13 protein-coding genes are annotated in these 15,426 nt (G+C 47.2%); 12 read left to right on the top strand and 1 reads right to left on the bottom strand.

Translation table 11 applies throughout. The features are described 5' to 3' along the window. Window positions 1-21 precede the first annotated feature (21 nt). Complete coding sequence (gene hpsG, locus SPSPH_RS14650; protein WP_075757489.1) at window positions 22-2,499, bottom strand: (2S)-3-sulfopropanediol dehydratase; 2,478 nt, start codon at window positions 2,497-2,499, stop codon at window positions 22-24. Between the two features lie 280 nt (window positions 2,500-2,779). On the opposite strand from hpsG, the gene fliB reads away from it, so the two are divergent. The 12 genes from fliB to SPSPH_RS14595 all read left to right on the top strand — a co-directional run bounded on the left by fliB (window position 2,780) and on the right by SPSPH_RS14595 (window position 15,346). Then, a complete protein-coding gene (gene fliB, locus SPSPH_RS14645; protein WP_075757490.1) occupies window positions 2,780-3,889 on the top strand; it encodes a flagellin lysine-N-methylase in 1,110 nt (369 codons plus the stop codon). A gap of 199 nt (window positions 3,890-4,088) precedes the next feature. Next, window positions 4,089-4,652, top strand: coding sequence for an alkyl hydroperoxide reductase subunit C (gene ahpC, locus SPSPH_RS14640; protein WP_075757491.1), 564 nt, complete (start codon window positions 4,089-4,091; stop codon window positions 4,650-4,652). Window positions 4,653-4,814: 162 nt separating this feature from the next. Further along, complete coding sequence (locus SPSPH_RS14635) at window positions 4,815-5,183, top strand: hypothetical protein (RefSeq protein WP_075757492.1); 369 nt, start codon at window positions 4,815-4,817, stop codon at window positions 5,181-5,183. A gap of 133 nt (window positions 5,184-5,316) precedes the next feature. Then, the gene (locus SPSPH_RS14630; protein ID WP_075757493.1) at window positions 5,317-6,777 is read left to right on the top strand and encodes a DNA-3-methyladenine glycosylase 2 family protein; all 1,461 of its coding nucleotides are present in this window, start codon (window positions 5,317-5,319) and stop codon (window positions 6,775-6,777) included. Window positions 6,778-6,789: 12 nt separating this feature from the next. After that, entirely contained in the window at window positions 6,790-7,335 is a 546-nt protein-coding gene (locus SPSPH_RS14625; protein WP_075757494.1) for a methylated-DNA--[protein]-cysteine S-methyltransferase, read from the top strand. Window positions 7,336-7,339: 4 nt separating this feature from the next. Beyond that, the gene (locus SPSPH_RS14620; protein ID WP_075757495.1) at window positions 7,340-8,323 is read left to right on the top strand and encodes a DUF1848 domain-containing protein; all 984 of its coding nucleotides are present in this window, start codon (window positions 7,340-7,342) and stop codon (window positions 8,321-8,323) included. Window position 8,324: 1 nt separating this feature from the next. Continuing rightward, window positions 8,325-8,546 carry an MGMT family protein gene (locus SPSPH_RS23555; RefSeq protein ID WP_075757496.1) on the top strand — a complete coding sequence of 74 codons (222 nt, stop codon included), beginning with the start codon at window positions 8,325-8,327 and terminating at the stop codon, window positions 8,544-8,546. Between the two features lie 254 nt (window positions 8,547-8,800). Further along, window positions 8,801-9,862, top strand: coding sequence for an extracellular solute-binding protein (locus SPSPH_RS14615; protein ID WP_075757497.1), 1,062 nt, complete (start codon window positions 8,801-8,803; stop codon window positions 9,860-9,862). A gap of 122 nt (window positions 9,863-9,984) precedes the next feature. Further along, window positions 9,985-11,079 (top strand): ABC transporter ATP-binding protein, encoded by a 1,095-nt coding sequence (locus SPSPH_RS14610; protein ID WP_075757498.1) that lies wholly within the window; start codon window positions 9,985-9,987, stop codon window positions 11,077-11,079. Continuing rightward, a complete protein-coding gene (locus SPSPH_RS14605) occupies window positions 11,076-12,740 on the top strand; it encodes an ABC transporter permease (RefSeq protein ID WP_075757499.1) in 1,665 nt (554 codons plus the stop codon). The genes SPSPH_RS14610 and SPSPH_RS14605 overlap by 4 nt, the downstream gene beginning before the upstream one ends. A 112-nt stretch (window positions 12,741-12,852) precedes the next feature. Further along, window positions 12,853-14,559, top strand: coding sequence for a sensor histidine kinase (locus SPSPH_RS14600; RefSeq protein WP_075757500.1), 1,707 nt, complete (start codon window positions 12,853-12,855; stop codon window positions 14,557-14,559). Beyond that, a complete protein-coding gene (locus SPSPH_RS14595) occupies window positions 14,552-15,346 on the top strand; it encodes a response regulator transcription factor (protein WP_075757501.1) in 795 nt (264 codons plus the stop codon). Before SPSPH_RS14600 ends, SPSPH_RS14595 begins: the two co-directional genes overlap by 8 nt. Window positions 15,347-15,426: the final 80 nt, after the last annotated feature.

Raw genomic sequence — 15,426 nt, 5'->3', positions numbered from 1 at the left:
AGCGGCTAGGGTTTTTACTGTTTACAAAGAGGTATGTTCGGTTCTGGCGATAAGGTCGTCCTGCAAATCAGGAGATAAGTCGGTAAAATAGGCACTGTAGCCTGCAATGCGAACAATGAGATTACGGTATTTGTCCGGTTCTTTTTTTGCAGCAAGCAAGGTTTCGCGGTTAATTACATTGAACTGCAAATGCCAAAGTTTAAGATCACACCAGGTTCGAATAAAGGCTGCCAATTTATCGGTGCCTTCCTCGCCGGCAATGCAAGCAGGACTTAGCTTAACATTTAACAATCTTGCTGCACGTTCACGGTAGCCAAAGTTTTTTGAAGCATAGTTAGAGAGAAGAACGGCAGTTGGACCACTGGTATCAGCACCCTGGGAGGAGGAAGAACCGTCAGAAAGCGGAGTGTAGGCTTTTCTGCCGTTCGGGGTTGCACTAACTACTTTACCGAAGGGAACATGCGAGGTAAACGGTACTAACCGGAGATCCAGGTGAACTCCTAATTCTTTGGAATACTTTCGCGTGAATTCAAGGCACTGGCGGTCAAGTTCTTTAGCTATGGTATCTGCATAGGCATCATTATTACCGTACTTGGGGGCGTGGAGTAATAATTGGCGGGTAGCCTCATAACCCTCAAAATTATGCTCTACTGCTTCAAGCAGCTCAAGGATGGTCAGTTTCTTTTCTTCATAAACCAGTTTTTTAATGGCTGCCAGCGAATCTACCACTGTGCCATAGCCCATGAATTCAAAATAGCCTAAATCAATTCCGCCTTCAATTACCGGCGAATGGATGTCTTTATAGGTTTTCATGCACAAATCATGCAGTGCCGAACCTAACGGCCAGGCAAAGTGTTTTGCCCGTAAATTAATGATAACATGCTGTTGAATAAAGGCATGTTTCAAGAAGTTGATATGCTGTGCCATATACGCTTGCCAAAATTCCTCCCAGTGCGCGAAAGTCCTGGGATCGCCTGTTTCCAGTCCTATTTGCTCATTGCCATACAGTTTCATTTTGCCGTTATACAGGGTCATTTCCACAGCTGCCGGGAAGTTAATATAAGCGCAAGGACTGGTGTACGTATCCCGGTTGGGCATACGGCACTCAGAGCAGCCGGATACAGCATAATCGTAAGCTTCTGCAAAAGAGGCTCCTTTAGCCAGTAACAGGGGGACAACTTCTTCGTCATTGATTAACTTCGGAAAGCCGGAACCTTCTTTAATGGTTTCCGCTACTTCATAAAGGTAACGGGCAGGTACCCTTCCATGAATGCGGGCCGCGAGGTCTGGATAATGGAGCGGAAACTCGCGCTTTGAACGTAAAGTAAGATAGGTCAATTCATTGGTGGCGTCCAGTCCGTCAGGCGTTTGTCCGCCAATGGTGACGGCTTCCCAATGAGCATAACCCTCGTTAAAGGCTCCGCCTGTCGGCGAAAGGTACAAGTCGGTAAACTGAGCCATTGCCAGCCACATGCATTCAAAAAGCTGTAAAGCGTCAGCTTCTGTTATTATGCCGGCTGCAAGGTCCTGTTGATAATAAAGAAACAAATATTGATCCATGCGGCCATTGGATATGATGGTGCCGGTTTTTTGTTCCATACGGGAAAACATCTGGGTAAACCACTGCGCTTGCATAGCCTCGTGAAAATTACGGGCGGGATGCTCAGGCACCCGGCGGCAGATTTCGGCAATCTTTAGCAGTTCCTCTCTGCGTGAAAGATTCTCTGCTTTTTCTGCGAGAGCTTCAGCAAGCCGGGCGTGCCTGTTAGCCCAAAGAACAATAGCGTCGCAGATGATAATTATTGCCTGGAGAAAGGGGGCCCTTTCCATTGTATCAACTGAACTTAGCGGATCTAATTGCGCCAGTTTTTGTTCAGCCTCGTTTTTTATAGCTTTGAAACCTCGTTTTAAAACCTTTTCATAATCGTGTACCCACTGAATGGAGGAGCGAAAGGATGCGGTTTCATTGACAATGAAACGCGACTTTAGCGGATCCTTGGGGTCATAAGTATATTTCAGGGTTTCTGCCGGCAGTGTTTTGGCCAAATTTTCATGAAAGGTCTTTCCCTGCCAATAAGGAGCGATTTCTTCAATAATAGTACGGGAATCATCCTCAGAAATATTGAAAGGTGATTCAACCCGGTTAGGTATTTGCTCAATAGCTAAGCCGAGAAAATCGCCGTCAAGTTCGGGATATAAGATGCCGTATCGCCCTTGCGACCCCGAGCGGCCAACAAGCAGTTGATGATCGTCAATATAAACCGTGATATTTTCTGCAATGTGTTTCAATGCTTTTGCCCAGCGGAGCAGCAGTGGTTCTCCTTCAGTTCGACGAAAAGATTGAGTAAAGTATTTGGCTCGTTCTATGTCAATGCGTGGCCGGGTATTTTTAAATGTATGCAATATAGCGTTAGTTTTTTGACGGGTATGCAATACCTGTTCGCCTGCTATCTCGGCCTGAATACGTTGTTCTTGCGGGGATAATATGGGGTCAGTCATAGTTTTCACTCCTTTTCAAATTAGCTTTCAAGGACATCGAAGCTTGCTGGTTTGGCAGTGCAGTCTGGTAAAATCAAAAAAAGCTGAAACCTAAGAAACCATCGAAATGGCTTTTAGGTCTTCAGCTTTCTGATCAACCAAAATTATGAAATTTATTGACAGTATAGCAGTGAATAGTATTGATGTCAATAGAAGCAACAAGGAGTTTGTCGGATTTAGCTAGAATAGTTAAAATATGGTATAAAGATATTTTGAAAGAAAGATAATAGAAGGAGAAGCTATGATTGGATCACATGTCAGAGCCTTCAGGTGCCGCGCCTGTGGCTACTGTTGTTATCGAAATAAAGTCTGGGATTCATACCTTGCCGTGGATGAAGGAACTTTGGCCAAAATAACCGGCGAGGGAATCGAAGATATTACAAAAAATATATGTACAACGCAAAATCAGGTAAAACAGTTAAAATGCAGCGGCAATCAATGTTCATTTTTAAATAAAAACAACTTATGCCATATCAATTTGCAGTATGGTTATGAATATCTGCCTGATGCCTGCAAAAGCTATCCGCGAATCATCGGTGTAAGCACACGGGGCCTTGAAATTTCGCTGGTCTTTCTTTGCCGTGAAGCCATTAAAACCATTATCAGCCAAAATAAAATTACGTTCAGTGATGAAAAACTTACTGATTTAATCCTCCCCAATAATTATCACTATGAACTTTCCTCTGACGATGAATACGACCTGCAGCTTATAAAAAAATATTTTGAGTTTTTACCAAAGGCCATCGAGGGTTTGCAAAACCGCTGCCTGCCATTAAAACAACGGCTGCTGATATTGGGGGAGGAATCCCTGCGGCTGAGTGAATGTACCGAAACCATAAACTTCTCAGCAACCAGTATCCGGGATTCCTTAGGCATCCTAAAGGAAATTATTATCAGTAGAATTGGTGAAGCTGATACTGATTATACAGAACCGTATATTGATAACTTAAAGAAAATCCGCGGCATTATTGATGATAACACGCTTTCCCTGGCAGAATACCTGAGGATTAAAGAAACCTTCATTGACCGGGAATATGACAAATATGAATATGTACTGGAGAACTATTTAGTCAACTTTATGACAACCAACATCTATTTTTTCAATGGAGCGGCCTTCGGCTACACGATGATGATGCTGCTGCTGGCTTCGATTCAGTTATTTATGGCCGGGTATGCTGCTTTCTACCGGCGTTCCCTTGATGAAGAAATAATAATATTGGCCATTCAAAATGTAGACACAGCCTTCTTTGGCCATATGAATTGGTTTTCGCCTAAGATAACGGCTATTATTAAAAAGCATGGAATTTGTCATTCGGCAAAAATGGCCGCAGCACTGGGGCAAGTGTTGTAGAACAACACAAATAACACATAAAAAGAAAAAATAGCTTGACATAGGCAAAAAATGGACATATAATAATTATCAAATAGTAATTGTTATCAATGTGCAAATGCATAAATGCTGGCAGCCGCTGAAAAGAACCGTTTTATAATCAGGGTGTAATCATAGCCGGTTGCTATGTAAATAATACAAATACAGGGAGGACGAAAGTATGTCGTTAATCGGAAAAGAAGTCAGTGAGTTTAAGGTTCAGGCATATGTGAATAATGATTTCCAAGAGGTTACAAAACAGGATATTCTGGGTAAATGGACGGTATTTTTCTTTTATCCGGCAGATTTTACTTTTGTATGCCCCACCGAGCTGGAAGACCTGGCCAATAAATATGAAGAATTTGCAAAGATTAACTGCCAGATTTTTTCCGTATCCTGCGATACCCACTTTGTACATAAGGCATGGCATGATGCTTCCAAAACCATTCAAAAGATTAAATTTCCTATGTTAGCCGACCCGACAGGTGCGTTGGCCAGAGATTTTGATGTCATGATAGAAGCTGACGGACTGGCTGAAAGAGGTACCTTTATTGTAAATCCGGAAGGTAAAATTGTTGTCTATGAAGTGCTTGCCGGCAACATCGGCAGAAACGCCGATGAGCTGTTAAGAAGGGTACAGGCTTCCCAGTTTGTTGCCGAGTATGGCGACCAGGTGTGCCCTGCAAGATGGGCTCCGGGCAAGGAAACCTTACGTCCCAGCATTGATCTGGTAGGAACGCTGTAAACAGCCTGCGGTAAAAGCAAATAAGTAAAGAGTCTGTAATTTATTTACAGGCTCTTTTTGTTGTAGGAGCAAGCATATTTTCCTGATACATTTGGCAGGGCGGCAGCAGGGTTTGTTGGACAGGGAGAGAATCTAAGCTTAACAGGCAAGTGAGGTGGTAAGATGCAGGATATAACGATAGCAAGCGGCAGGCTAACAATAAATATGAAAGTGATTGCTGTGGGAGATGATCTCTGTGTAGTTATTGCCGGCGGTGACAGTCCGCATATCGGCTGTGTAACCCTAAGTGTTCCCAGACCAAGTTTGCGGGATGAACATGCTGTCAGCGCAACAACCTCGGTGCTTAATCTGGTAGGACATAAGGACGATGAGGCGGCAAGGTATGTATCGCACACCTTGTCTTCCACATTAAAGAAAAACACAGTGGTGACCTGTGGTATTCATGTTGACAATATAACTGACGACGAAATTCAGCTTGTATTTACGCTGCTGCAGCAGTTAACCGACACGGTAATTCAAAAACACAGGTAAGCCGGTATGATCCCAACCTCTGAAGCCTTCAAAGGCTGTTTTTTTTGAAGCAAAAAACCATGTCCGAAAATAGCCAGATATTTTCGGGAAGCATGATATACTAAATACAGTATCAGACAGGGAGGCGAAAGCAATGGTGGAAAACACCGCTGGTTTGTATACCGCGTTCAAGGCAAAAGATGCGCGTTTTGACGGGCGCTTTTTTGTCGGCATATCGTCCACCGGCATATACTGCCGCCCGGTGTGCCGGGCAAAGCAACCGAAGGCTGAAAATTGCACCTTTTATCATACGGCGGCGGCAGCGGAGCAGGCAGGGTATCGCCCCTGTCTTTTATGCCGGCCGGAGCTTGCTCCCGGCACCTCAATCACAGATGCCACCGCCAAGCTGGTCTATCGGGCGGCGCGTATGCTGGAAGAAAACTGCAGCAGTGGGCTAAGTATGGACGAAATTGCCGGGCGGCTTGGGTATACTGACAGGCACTTGCGCCGTGTGTTCACGGCTGAATACAACGTGTCACCGGTTCAGTATCTGCAAACCTGCAGATTGCTGCTTGCCAAAAACTTGCTTACGGACACAAATCTGTCCGTACTCGATGTGGCAATGGCTTCCGGCTTCGGCAGCCTCCGCCGCTTCAATGACCTTTTCAAAAAACACTATAGTCTTGCGCCCACGGCATTGCGCAAAAGAATGTCACATGAAAAAAGGCGTAACGGCAATGTCACGTTGGCTTTAGGCTATCGCCCGCCCTATCATTGGGAAAAAATGCTGAATTTCCTCGCCGGACGGGCCATCACGGGGATAGAAGCCGTAAAAGACGGCGAATATATGCGAACTGTGCATTTGCAAAATGCCGAGGGAAAGCAGGTGTATGGCTGGGTAAGCGTAGGCCACAACCCCCAAAAGAACGCATTGAACGTTACCATCAGCGAAACGCTGCTGCCTGTGCTGCCGCAGGTATTGGCGCGGGTACGGCATTTGTTTGATTTATACTGCGACCCAAACGCAGTGTATGAAACCCTCCAGGTCATGAACGACCTTCGCCCCGGCCTTTGTACTCTGGGTACCCGCGTACCCGGTTGCTTCAACGCCTTTGAAATGGCAGTACGGGCGGTGCTTGGACAGCAAATCACCGTAAAGGCGGCAAGCACATTGGCCGCAAGAATTGTAAAAAACCACGGCATTCCCATTCAAACAGAGATAGAGGGCTTGACCCACATTTTCCCGTCACCCGAAGCTATAGCAGCTATGGGCGAAAACATAACAGAAAATTTTGGTGTGTTGGGTGTTATTGCCGCGCGGTCAAATACGATTTACGAACTGGCAAGGGCATTGTCGCAAGGTGAGATTAATTTTGATCTTTGCGCCCAGCCGGCAGAAGAAATGAAAAAGCTGATGCAGATTCGCGGTATCGGCAGCTGGACGGCACAGTATATTGCTATGCGGGCAATGGAATGGCCGGATTCTTTCCTTGAAACAGATGCGGGTGTGAAGCATGCGTTGCCGGGTTACACTTCGAAAGAGCTTCTTAAAATGGCGGAAAGCTGGCGGCCTTGGCGCAGCTATGCCACCGTCAATCTCTGGAATACATTGTAGGAGGAACAGCAAATGTATTATCAAACGCGATACCTGTCACCTCTGGGAGTCATCACCCTTGCCTGTGACGGCGACGGCAGCCATCTTGTCGGCTTGTGGACGGAAGGCCAGAAGTACCACGGGCATACCATACCCGAAGCCATGGTAGAAAAGAACGACATTCCACTGTTTGCTACGGCTAAAAAATGGCTGGACAGATACTTTGCCGGCGAAAAACCAGGCATTTCCGAATTGCCGCTTGCTCCCATCGGCGGCGAATTTCGTCAAGGGGTATGGAATATCCTGCGCGAAATTCCGTATGGCAAAGTGATTACCTATGGCGGCATTGCTAAAAAGATGGCTGCAAAAATGGGTAAGCAAAGTATGTCAAGCCAAGCTGTGGGGGGAGCAGTCGGGCATAATCCTATCTCTATCATTGTCCCCTGCCATCGGGTTGTTGGTTCAAATGGCAGTTTGACGGGTTTTGCCGGCGGTGTTCAAATGAAGATTAAGCTGCTTGAACTGGAAGGCGTGGACATGTCCCGCTTGTTTGTACCGAAAAAGGGTACGGCACTCTAACACTATGATTCTTAACATCAGCGGCAGAACAGATATTATTAACCATTACTCGGATTGGATGTTCAAGCGGTTTGCGGCAGGCTATGTCCTGTCGCGGAACTCCCTGTTTCCCAATTCGGTCAGGCGGTACGAGCTGTCGCCGGACAAGATTGATTGCCTGATCTTTGGCTCCAAAAATTATGCCCCTGTCCTTGAACGTATCCACGAAATCACGGAGCGGTTCAATACCTATTTTTATTACACCATCACCGCCTATGGCAAGGACATTGAACCGGGTATTCCCGATATAGATACAAGCATGAACACTTTGCTGGCTCTTGCCGATATTGTGGGCGCGCAGCGCGTCGCCTGGCGCTATGACCCGGTATTGCTCACAGAGAGTTATACCGTAGCGCGGCATCTGGAAACCTTTGAACATATGGCGAAACAGCTGGCTGGGCGCATTGACCGCTGCATATTCAGCTTTGTGGAGATGTACAGGAAACACGAAACCAACCTGCCTGAACTGATTACCATAACAGCCGCTGAAATGGACGAAATCGCGCGAGGTCTTGGCGGGATCGCCACAAAATATGGCCTTATTTTGCAGACCTGCGGCCCGGAAGAAAACTATGCCCGCTATGGCATTCAGACTTCCGGCTGCGTGACGCTGGACATTTTGGGGCAGGCAAACGGCCTCCAATTCCGCGACATCAAGCACAAGGGCTTCCGCAAAGGCTGCCATTGTATCGAAAGCCGGGATATGGGTGCGCTGAATAGCTGCTTAAACGGCTGCAAATATTGTTACGCCAATAAAAACGCGCAGCTGCCCCGTGAAAACTACCTGCTTCACGACCCGGATTCACCGTTGCTGATCGGCCATCTGAAACCAACTGACAAGCTGGAACCTGGTTTGCAGAAAACTTTTTTGAAAAGCAAGGCGCAATTGCAAACCACCATTGATCTCGCTCCAAAGACCGAGGAAAAGAAAAGGAAGGAATCGTGTTAGCATGGAAGTGGGATACGCTATGAGCCGAGCGCCTGCCAGTCATTCGCTGCCATGCCACAGGGTAATAAACCGCACTGGCACCTTGGCGCCTGAGTATGTTTTTGGCGGTCAGGAGAAACAGCGCGCAATGTTGGAGGGTGAAGGAATCGCCTTTCTTTCAGACGGGAGAATTGACATGTCTCGCCATCTATGGGGTGAGCCTGAACAATTGGGGTTGTTTTAAGTTTTCCAATCAATTCTTTAGTGGGCTGGTTTAGCACAGGAAACAGTATCTGTTGATGGATGAAAACGAAAATATATATTTGAGGCCTTATAGGGCGTAACCAAGCCACCCGTTTTACGGGTGGCTCTAACTATATAAAACAGTTGTGAATTTTGGATGTTACTTAATTTTTGTCGGATAGACAACCTGTTTAAGTATGCTATGATTAAACTATCAGAATGTTATCCATTTTACATAATCAAGGAGGAGAAGGCATGAAAGGTTTCAAAAAGGCATTAGCCGTGGTGCTCGCGATGTCTTTGCTGGGTTCAGTTTTGGCTGGCTGCGGCTCAAATACCGCGGACAAATCCAAGGCGGCTGCCACGCAGGAAGAAAAGGTATTGACCGTTTATACTGCCCGCAGCGAAAGCTTAAACAATCTGGTGATTCCAAACTTTGAAAAAGATACCGGCATTAAGGTTCAGGTGATTGTAGCCGGTACCGGTCCTTTGGTAAAACGTGTTGCCTCGGAAAAAAATAATCCGCAGGGCGATATTTTATGGGCAGCCGACCAAACCATGCTGGAATCGCAAAAAGATTTGTTTATGCAGTATGTGTCTGCGGAAGATGCCAACATGATGGATGCGTTTAAGAACAAAACTGGTTATTTTTCAGCGGCTTTTGCCGACCCTACCGTGTTTATCGTTAATACCAATTTAGCAGGCAATGTCAAGCTGGAAAGCTTTGACGACCTGCTCAACCCTGAACTGAAGGGAAAAATCGCTTTTGGTGATCCTGCCAACTCAAGTTCGGCCTTCCAATCACTGATGGCCATGCTGTATGCCAAGGGCAAAAATGGCGACCCCATGTCAGATGAGGCCTGGGCTTTTGTGGATAAATTCATTGCCAACCTTAACGGCAAGATTCTTAACAGCTCCGGCGGCGTGCATAAAGGTGTTGCCGACGGCGAATATACTGTAGGGCTGACCTGGGAAGACCCGGCGGCCAATTATGTTAAAAACGGCGCCCCGGTTAAGGTGGTATTCCCGACAGAAGGGGCTATTTTCCCCGGCGAATCGGTGCAAATTATCAAGGGCTGCAAGCATCCTGAAAATGCCAAGAAGTTTGTCGACTATATGCTTTCACAAAAAGTCCAGGAACAGGCCGGTAAAGAACTGACTGTCCGTCCGCTGAGAAAGAATGTGGAGCTTGCCAAATACATGACCCCGATGGATTCAATTAAACTGTTTAGCAATTATGACGAAGGCTGGGTTGCCAATAACAAAAACGCCATTAGCGCTAAATGGACAAAACATCTGGAAAAAACTATAAAGTAACTGCCTTCTTAGTCGTGATAGAGTACAGAAGCTGACACGAAGGGCCATTGCGGCTAAAGTCTGAGGCGCAATGGCCCTTTTTTCCCCTGTTGTAAAATTCTTTTAAGCCGGAGGGATTGGCGTTGAGCGTTTCAATCGATATTGAAAATGTAGTAAAAAAATATGGCAACGATACCATTATTAAAGGGCTGTCCTTGCAGATAGCACCGGGAGAGTTTTTCACGCTGTTAGGACCTTCGGGCTGTGGCAAGACTACATTATTACGGATGATTATTGGCTTTAATTCGATAGAGGGCGGCCTGATTAAGGTCGGCGGCCGTATTGTCAATGATATCTCTCCCGACAAACGCAATATGGGGATGGTTTTCCAGAACTATGCCATCTTCCCGCATATGTCGGTAAAGGATAATGTAGCTTTTGGCCTGAAAATGCGGCGTATTCCCGAAAAGGATATTGAACAGCAGGTTGACGGGATTTTAAAAATTGTTAAGATCGATCACCTGAAAGACCGCATGCCGGCGCAGCTTTCCGGCGGACAGCAGCAGCGTGTGGCTTTGGCCAGGGCTATTGTCATCCATCCGGAGGTTTTATTGATGGATGAGCCGCTATCCAATCTGGATGCCAAGCTGCGGGTGGAAATGCGCAATGCCATCAAGAGCATTCAGCGGCAGATCAATACCACCACCGTGTATGTCACCCACGATCAGGAGGAGGCTCTCGCCATTTCCGACAGAATCGCGGTCATGTATAACGGTATCATCCAGCAAATTGACAGTCCGCGAAATATCTATCAACGCCCGGCCAATACCTTTGTTTCTTCCTTTATCGGTCTTTCCAATATTCTTGAGGCCAGGCTTGTCCGCCACGGCGACGGCGGGACCTTTGTTGATTTTGCCAACGGTTACCGGGTAAGCATGGATAATATTGACGAAACGGCAGCCGACGGGCAAGCCGTGCTGGTTTCGGTGCGGCCGGAGGAATTTCAGCTTAACACCACCGGCGAAGGCTTGCCGGCATTGGTTAAAAGCAGCGTATTCCTGGGCCTGAATACCCATTATTTTGTCACCCTGCAAAACGGACAGGAATTCGAAGTCATTCAGGACGGACAGGAAACCATTGCCGACGGCACGCCGGTTTATCTGACGGTAAAGCCGCACAAGATCAATGTATTTCATCATGAAAGCAAAAACACGTTGATTAAGGGTGAAAGCAAATGAGATACTCCGGTGAAAAGCGCTTTTCCATGTGGACTTCCTTTAGCCTGATCATTCTGGCGATATTCTCGGTTTTTATTATCTATCCCCTCGCCTTAGTGCTGTACAAAAGTGTGGTTGACCCGCATTCCGGCAGCTTTACCCTGGATTATTTATTGAAGTTTTTTACCAAGAAATTCTACTGGAGTACACTGGTAAACAGCTTTCAGGTGACTGTCTGCTCCACGCTGCTGGCCGCGCTGATCGGACTGCCGATGGCGTACGTGATGCGCAGTGTGAAAATCAGGGGCAGCAGCTGGCTGGATATTCTGATTGTCATTTCCTATCTGTCGCCGCCGTTCATTGGGGCGTATGCCTGGATTCAACTGCTTGGCCGCAATGGCATGGTGACCAATTTCATCAATGAGCTTTTTGGCATCACCTTTGACGGTATTTACGGCTTTGCCGGCATTGTGCTGGTCTTTACCCTGCAATCCTTTCCGCTGGTGTACATGTATGTCTCCGGCGCGCTGAAGGGCATGGACAATTCGCTTAACGAGGCTGCCGAGAGTCTGGGCTGCGGCAGGGTTGAACGCATCATGCGGATTATTGTCCCGCTGATTATGCCCACTTTACTTGCCAGCTCCCTGCTTGTTTTCATGCGGGTTTTTGCTGATTTTGGGACACCGATGCTGATTGGCGAAGGCTTTAAAACCATGCCGGTGCTGATTTATACGCAGTTTATGAGCGAAGTCGGCGGCGACGACGGTTTTGCCGCAGCCCTCTGTGTCATTATCATTACGCTGACCATCCTGATGTTCTTTGCCCAGCGGTTTTTGGCCAACCGCAGTACCTATTCCATGACTGCGCTCAAGCCGATGGCAGCCGAGCAGGCTGCCGGCTTGAAAAATATGCTGTCCCATGCCTTTGTCTATCTGGTAGTGGGCCTGGCCATTTTGCCGCAGGCAGTGGTTATTTATACTTCGTTCTTAAAGAGCAACGGCGGGCAGGTCTTTACCGGCGGTTTTGGCCTGCAAAGCTATGAGGCGACGCTGTTTGCCAAAGATAATGAAGTCATTTGGAACACCTATATGCTTGGCGTTATCAGTATCAGCATCATTGTCGTGCTGGGCATTCTGATTTCCTATCTTACGGTGCGCAAACGCAATGTACTGAACAGCACCCTGGACACCATTACAATGTTCCCGTATATCATACCTGGCTCGGTGCTGGGGATTTCCTTCCTGTTTGCTTTTAATAATCCGCCCATTCTGCTGAGCGGCACGGCCCTGATTATGATCATTGCCTTTACCATTCGCCGCCTGCCGTATACGGTACGGTCAGGCACTGCCGTCATCGGGCAGATCAGCCCCAGTGTGGAAGAGGCCGCCATTTCCCTGGGTGCTTCGGAAATGAAAACCTTTACCAAGGTGACGGTGCCGATGATGATGCCCGGCGTACTTGCCGGTGCGATTATGAGCTGGGTAACAATTATCAGCGAGCTGAGCTCTTCCATTATTCTCTACACCAACAGCACCCAGACGCTTACTATTTCCATCTATACCGAGGTTATCCGCGGCAACTACGGCAATGCCTCGGCCTATTCCACAGTACTTACCATTACCTCGATCCTTTCCTTGCTTATATTCTACAGACTTACCGGCAAACGGGACATCAGCATGTAACCGGTTAGTCATCGGCGAAACAGGGTTTCCTTATTGGAGGCCCTGTTTTATAATATAACAGTAGCAATACTCGCTGCCCGGCACTACCGGCGGCAAAAGAAATGGTGAAAACATGGGAAAAGCCGTATCCTTTAAGGACTATATGAAGCGCGTATTTGTCCGGTACATAATAGCTTTGATCTGTCTGATGTTTATTGTCTTTCTGGCCTTCATGCTGCTGAATTACCGGCTGTTTGTCGTGAAGGCCAACACCGACTGCAATCAGGCGGTAAGCGCTTTTGTTGCCGGTCAGTGGACTGGATATCAACAGGGCATCAAAGCTTTTGCGGAAAATGAGGAAGTGAAAAAGGCTCTTGCCGCGCAAGCTGATTTGCGGGAAGTTAACCAACAATTATATGAGTTTTCGCTCTCACAGCAGCTTAAAGCCAATTTTGTCCTGCTCAATCAGGACAGGGAGATTATCTCCACCAATCTCTATAAAACCAATCAACTGCTGTTTTTAGCCAACAGAACCGTACAGGAAGCGTTAACCCGTTTAGCCGGTGCTCCGGATATGACTTACAGCGGTGTGATTCACATCCCTTTTGACTATGGTCAGAAGTCGGATTTAACCTTTATCCGGGCCGTACAGGATGGTGGCAGGACGGTGGGCTATCTGGTCTTCAGTCTGCAGGAAGACAGCCTGGGGGTTGTGATGCGTAACCGGGAAGCCGATATTATTGTCATAACCGATGCCTTTAATAATGTCATTTTTTCCACCAATAATCTGCTGATCGATTCGCTTGGCAAATATAAAGACGACCCCGGGGAGGCCTCCTCCCTTATTATTGATGAAAAGCCTTATCATGTCGCCGCCAATATCCTGCCGGAAAGCAATATGAGGATCATAACCCTGCTTTCTGTTGTCCAGCAGCAGCAAATTATTCAGTTTGGCGGCATGTTTCTTCTGGGCATCAGTTGTTTCCTGCTGCTGCTGATACGCTTTTTGGCAGATAAAATCACCGCAAGACATCTCAGCTCCATTGACGAGCTGCTTTATGCCGTCAACGAATGCCGGCAAGGCAATATCGATTACCGGATCAAGTCCCAGAGCTTTAGCGAGTTTCAAATGCTGTATGACAATTTCAACAGCATGATGCTTAAAGTGCAGCAGCTGCTGCAGAGCAACAATGAAATGGCGGAACGCAAGCGCCTTATGGAGGTTAAGCAGCTGGAAGGGCAGTTCAATCCTCATTTTGCTTTTAATGTCATGGAAGCGCTGCGCTATGAAATCTTAATCAATCCGGAGCAGGCCGCCAGGATGGTGGTAGCCTTTGCCAATCTTATGCGCTACGGTATCAATTACGGCAGTACGCATGTGTCGCTGCAGACCGATATCAGCTATGTGCAGGACTATCTGTCACTGCAAAAAATGCGGTATAACCAGCGGCTGGAGTATAGTATTGACATTGAGCAAGCCATCCTGCCGTACAAGGTGCCGAAGCTGCTCATTCAGCCGATTGTGGAAAATAGCATCATCCATGGGCTGGAGAATTCCAAAAAGATAACTATCCGCATTACCGGCCGCAGGCAGGCTAAGCAGCTGGTGCTTTGTGTTGAGGATGATGGTCCGGGTCTGGATGCGGCCCGCCTGGCTGCGCTGCAGGCGGTGCTGGAGGATGAAAACGCAATGCCCAAACGCATCGGCCTGTATAATGTTCACCGGGTGGCACAGCTGCTGTATGGCCAGGAATACGGGCTTACCATTGAGTCGGTTTCTGGGGAGGGTATGCGGGTACTGCTCAAGGTACCGGTTATATTGGAGGATGACGATGTATAAGGTCTTGGTTGTAGAAGATGAGGACATCATCCGCAAAGGGCTTATCTTTATGGTGGACTGGCTGAAGGTAAATTGCGTTGTTGCCGGTGAGGCCGCCGATGGCGAGGAAGGGCTGGAGAAGATCAGGGAAATCCGCCCGGACATTGTCATCACCGACGTAAAAATGCCCTGTAAGGATGGCCTGAAAATGCTGGAGGAAAGCATCGGCCAGTACGAATATGAGGCCATCATTATCTCCGGTTATGGTGAATTTGAATATGCGAAAAAGGCCATTAGCCTCCATGTCACCGAATATCTGCTCAAACCGGTTGATTTTGACCACCTTTACCAAACATTGGAGAAGCTGACCCACAAAATTGAAGCCAATAGAAAAGTGCGGCAATATATGGAGGCGCTGGAGCATATATCTACTGATAAAATCATAGATTCCCACAGTCTGGAGACAGCTAAAAGCAAATATACCGCCAAGATGGTGGAATACATTAGGACCTGCTATCGCCAGAAAATATCCATTAATGACCTTAGTGAAAAATACGGTATTTCCAGCACCTATTTACATACAAAGTTCAAAAAGGAAACAAACTATACCTTTAATGATTTTTTAAACCGCTACCGTGTCCTGCAAGCAGTGGAATTGCTGAAGCAAGACAAATGGAAGGTGTATGAAATCGGTGAACATGTGGGTTTCCATGATTATAAATATTTCATCCTGGTCTTTAAAAAATATATCGGCTGTTCCCCCGGCAAGTTCCGGGAAGCCATGGTACAGACACCGCAAGACAAGTAACAGGTACCTGGCAAGGCTCTATTTTTGCGAATTTGACGGGCCGCGGCGGCGTAAGGTGGGGATTCAGGTTGTCGGAGGCT

This window comes from Sporomusa sphaeroides DSM 2875 (assembly GCF_001941975.2).
In the GTDB taxonomy this organism is placed as follows: Bacteria; Bacillota; Negativicutes; order Sporomusales; family Sporomusaceae; genus Sporomusa; species Sporomusa sphaeroides.
Note: the sequence above shows the minus strand (reverse complement) of the source record. Positions and strands in the feature narration are given on the sequence as shown.

What these genes read in the sequence shown, in the direction of transcription:
- fliB (WP_075757490.1), top strand. Translation starts at nt 2,780, where the DNA reads ATGATTGGATCACATGTCAGAGCCTTCAGGTGCCGCGCCTGTGGCTAC.
- SPSPH_RS14630 (WP_075757493.1), top strand. Translation starts at nt 5,317, where the DNA reads ATGGTGGAAAACACCGCTGGTTTGTATACCGCGTTCAAGGCAAAAGAT.
- SPSPH_RS14615 (WP_075757497.1), top strand. Translation starts at nt 8,801, where the DNA reads ATGAAAGGTTTCAAAAAGGCATTAGCCGTGGTGCTCGCGATGTCTTTG.
- ahpC (WP_075757491.1), top strand. Translation starts at nt 4,089, where the DNA reads ATGTCGTTAATCGGAAAAGAAGTCAGTGAGTTTAAGGTTCAGGCATAT.
- SPSPH_RS14605 (WP_075757499.1), top strand. Translation starts at nt 11,076, where the DNA reads ATGAGATACTCCGGTGAAAAGCGCTTTTCCATGTGGACTTCCTTTAGC.
- SPSPH_RS23555 (WP_075757496.1), top strand. Translation starts at nt 8,325, where the DNA reads ATGGAAGTGGGATACGCTATGAGCCGAGCGCCTGCCAGTCATTCGCTG.
- SPSPH_RS14635 (WP_075757492.1), top strand. Translation starts at nt 4,815, where the DNA reads ATGCAGGATATAACGATAGCAAGCGGCAGGCTAACAATAAATATGAAA.
- SPSPH_RS14625 (WP_075757494.1), top strand. Translation starts at nt 6,790, where the DNA reads ATGTATTATCAAACGCGATACCTGTCACCTCTGGGAGTCATCACCCTT.
- hpsG (WP_075757489.1), bottom strand. Translation starts at nt 2,499, where the DNA reads ATGACTGACCCCATATTATCCCCGCAAGAACAACGTATTCAGGCCGAG.
- SPSPH_RS14595 (WP_075757501.1), top strand. Translation starts at nt 14,552, where the DNA reads ATGTATAAGGTCTTGGTTGTAGAAGATGAGGACATCATCCGCAAAGGG.
- SPSPH_RS14620 (WP_075757495.1), top strand. Translation starts at nt 7,340, where the DNA reads ATGATTCTTAACATCAGCGGCAGAACAGATATTATTAACCATTACTCG.
- SPSPH_RS14600 (WP_075757500.1), top strand. Translation starts at nt 12,853, where the DNA reads ATGGGAAAAGCCGTATCCTTTAAGGACTATATGAAGCGCGTATTTGTC.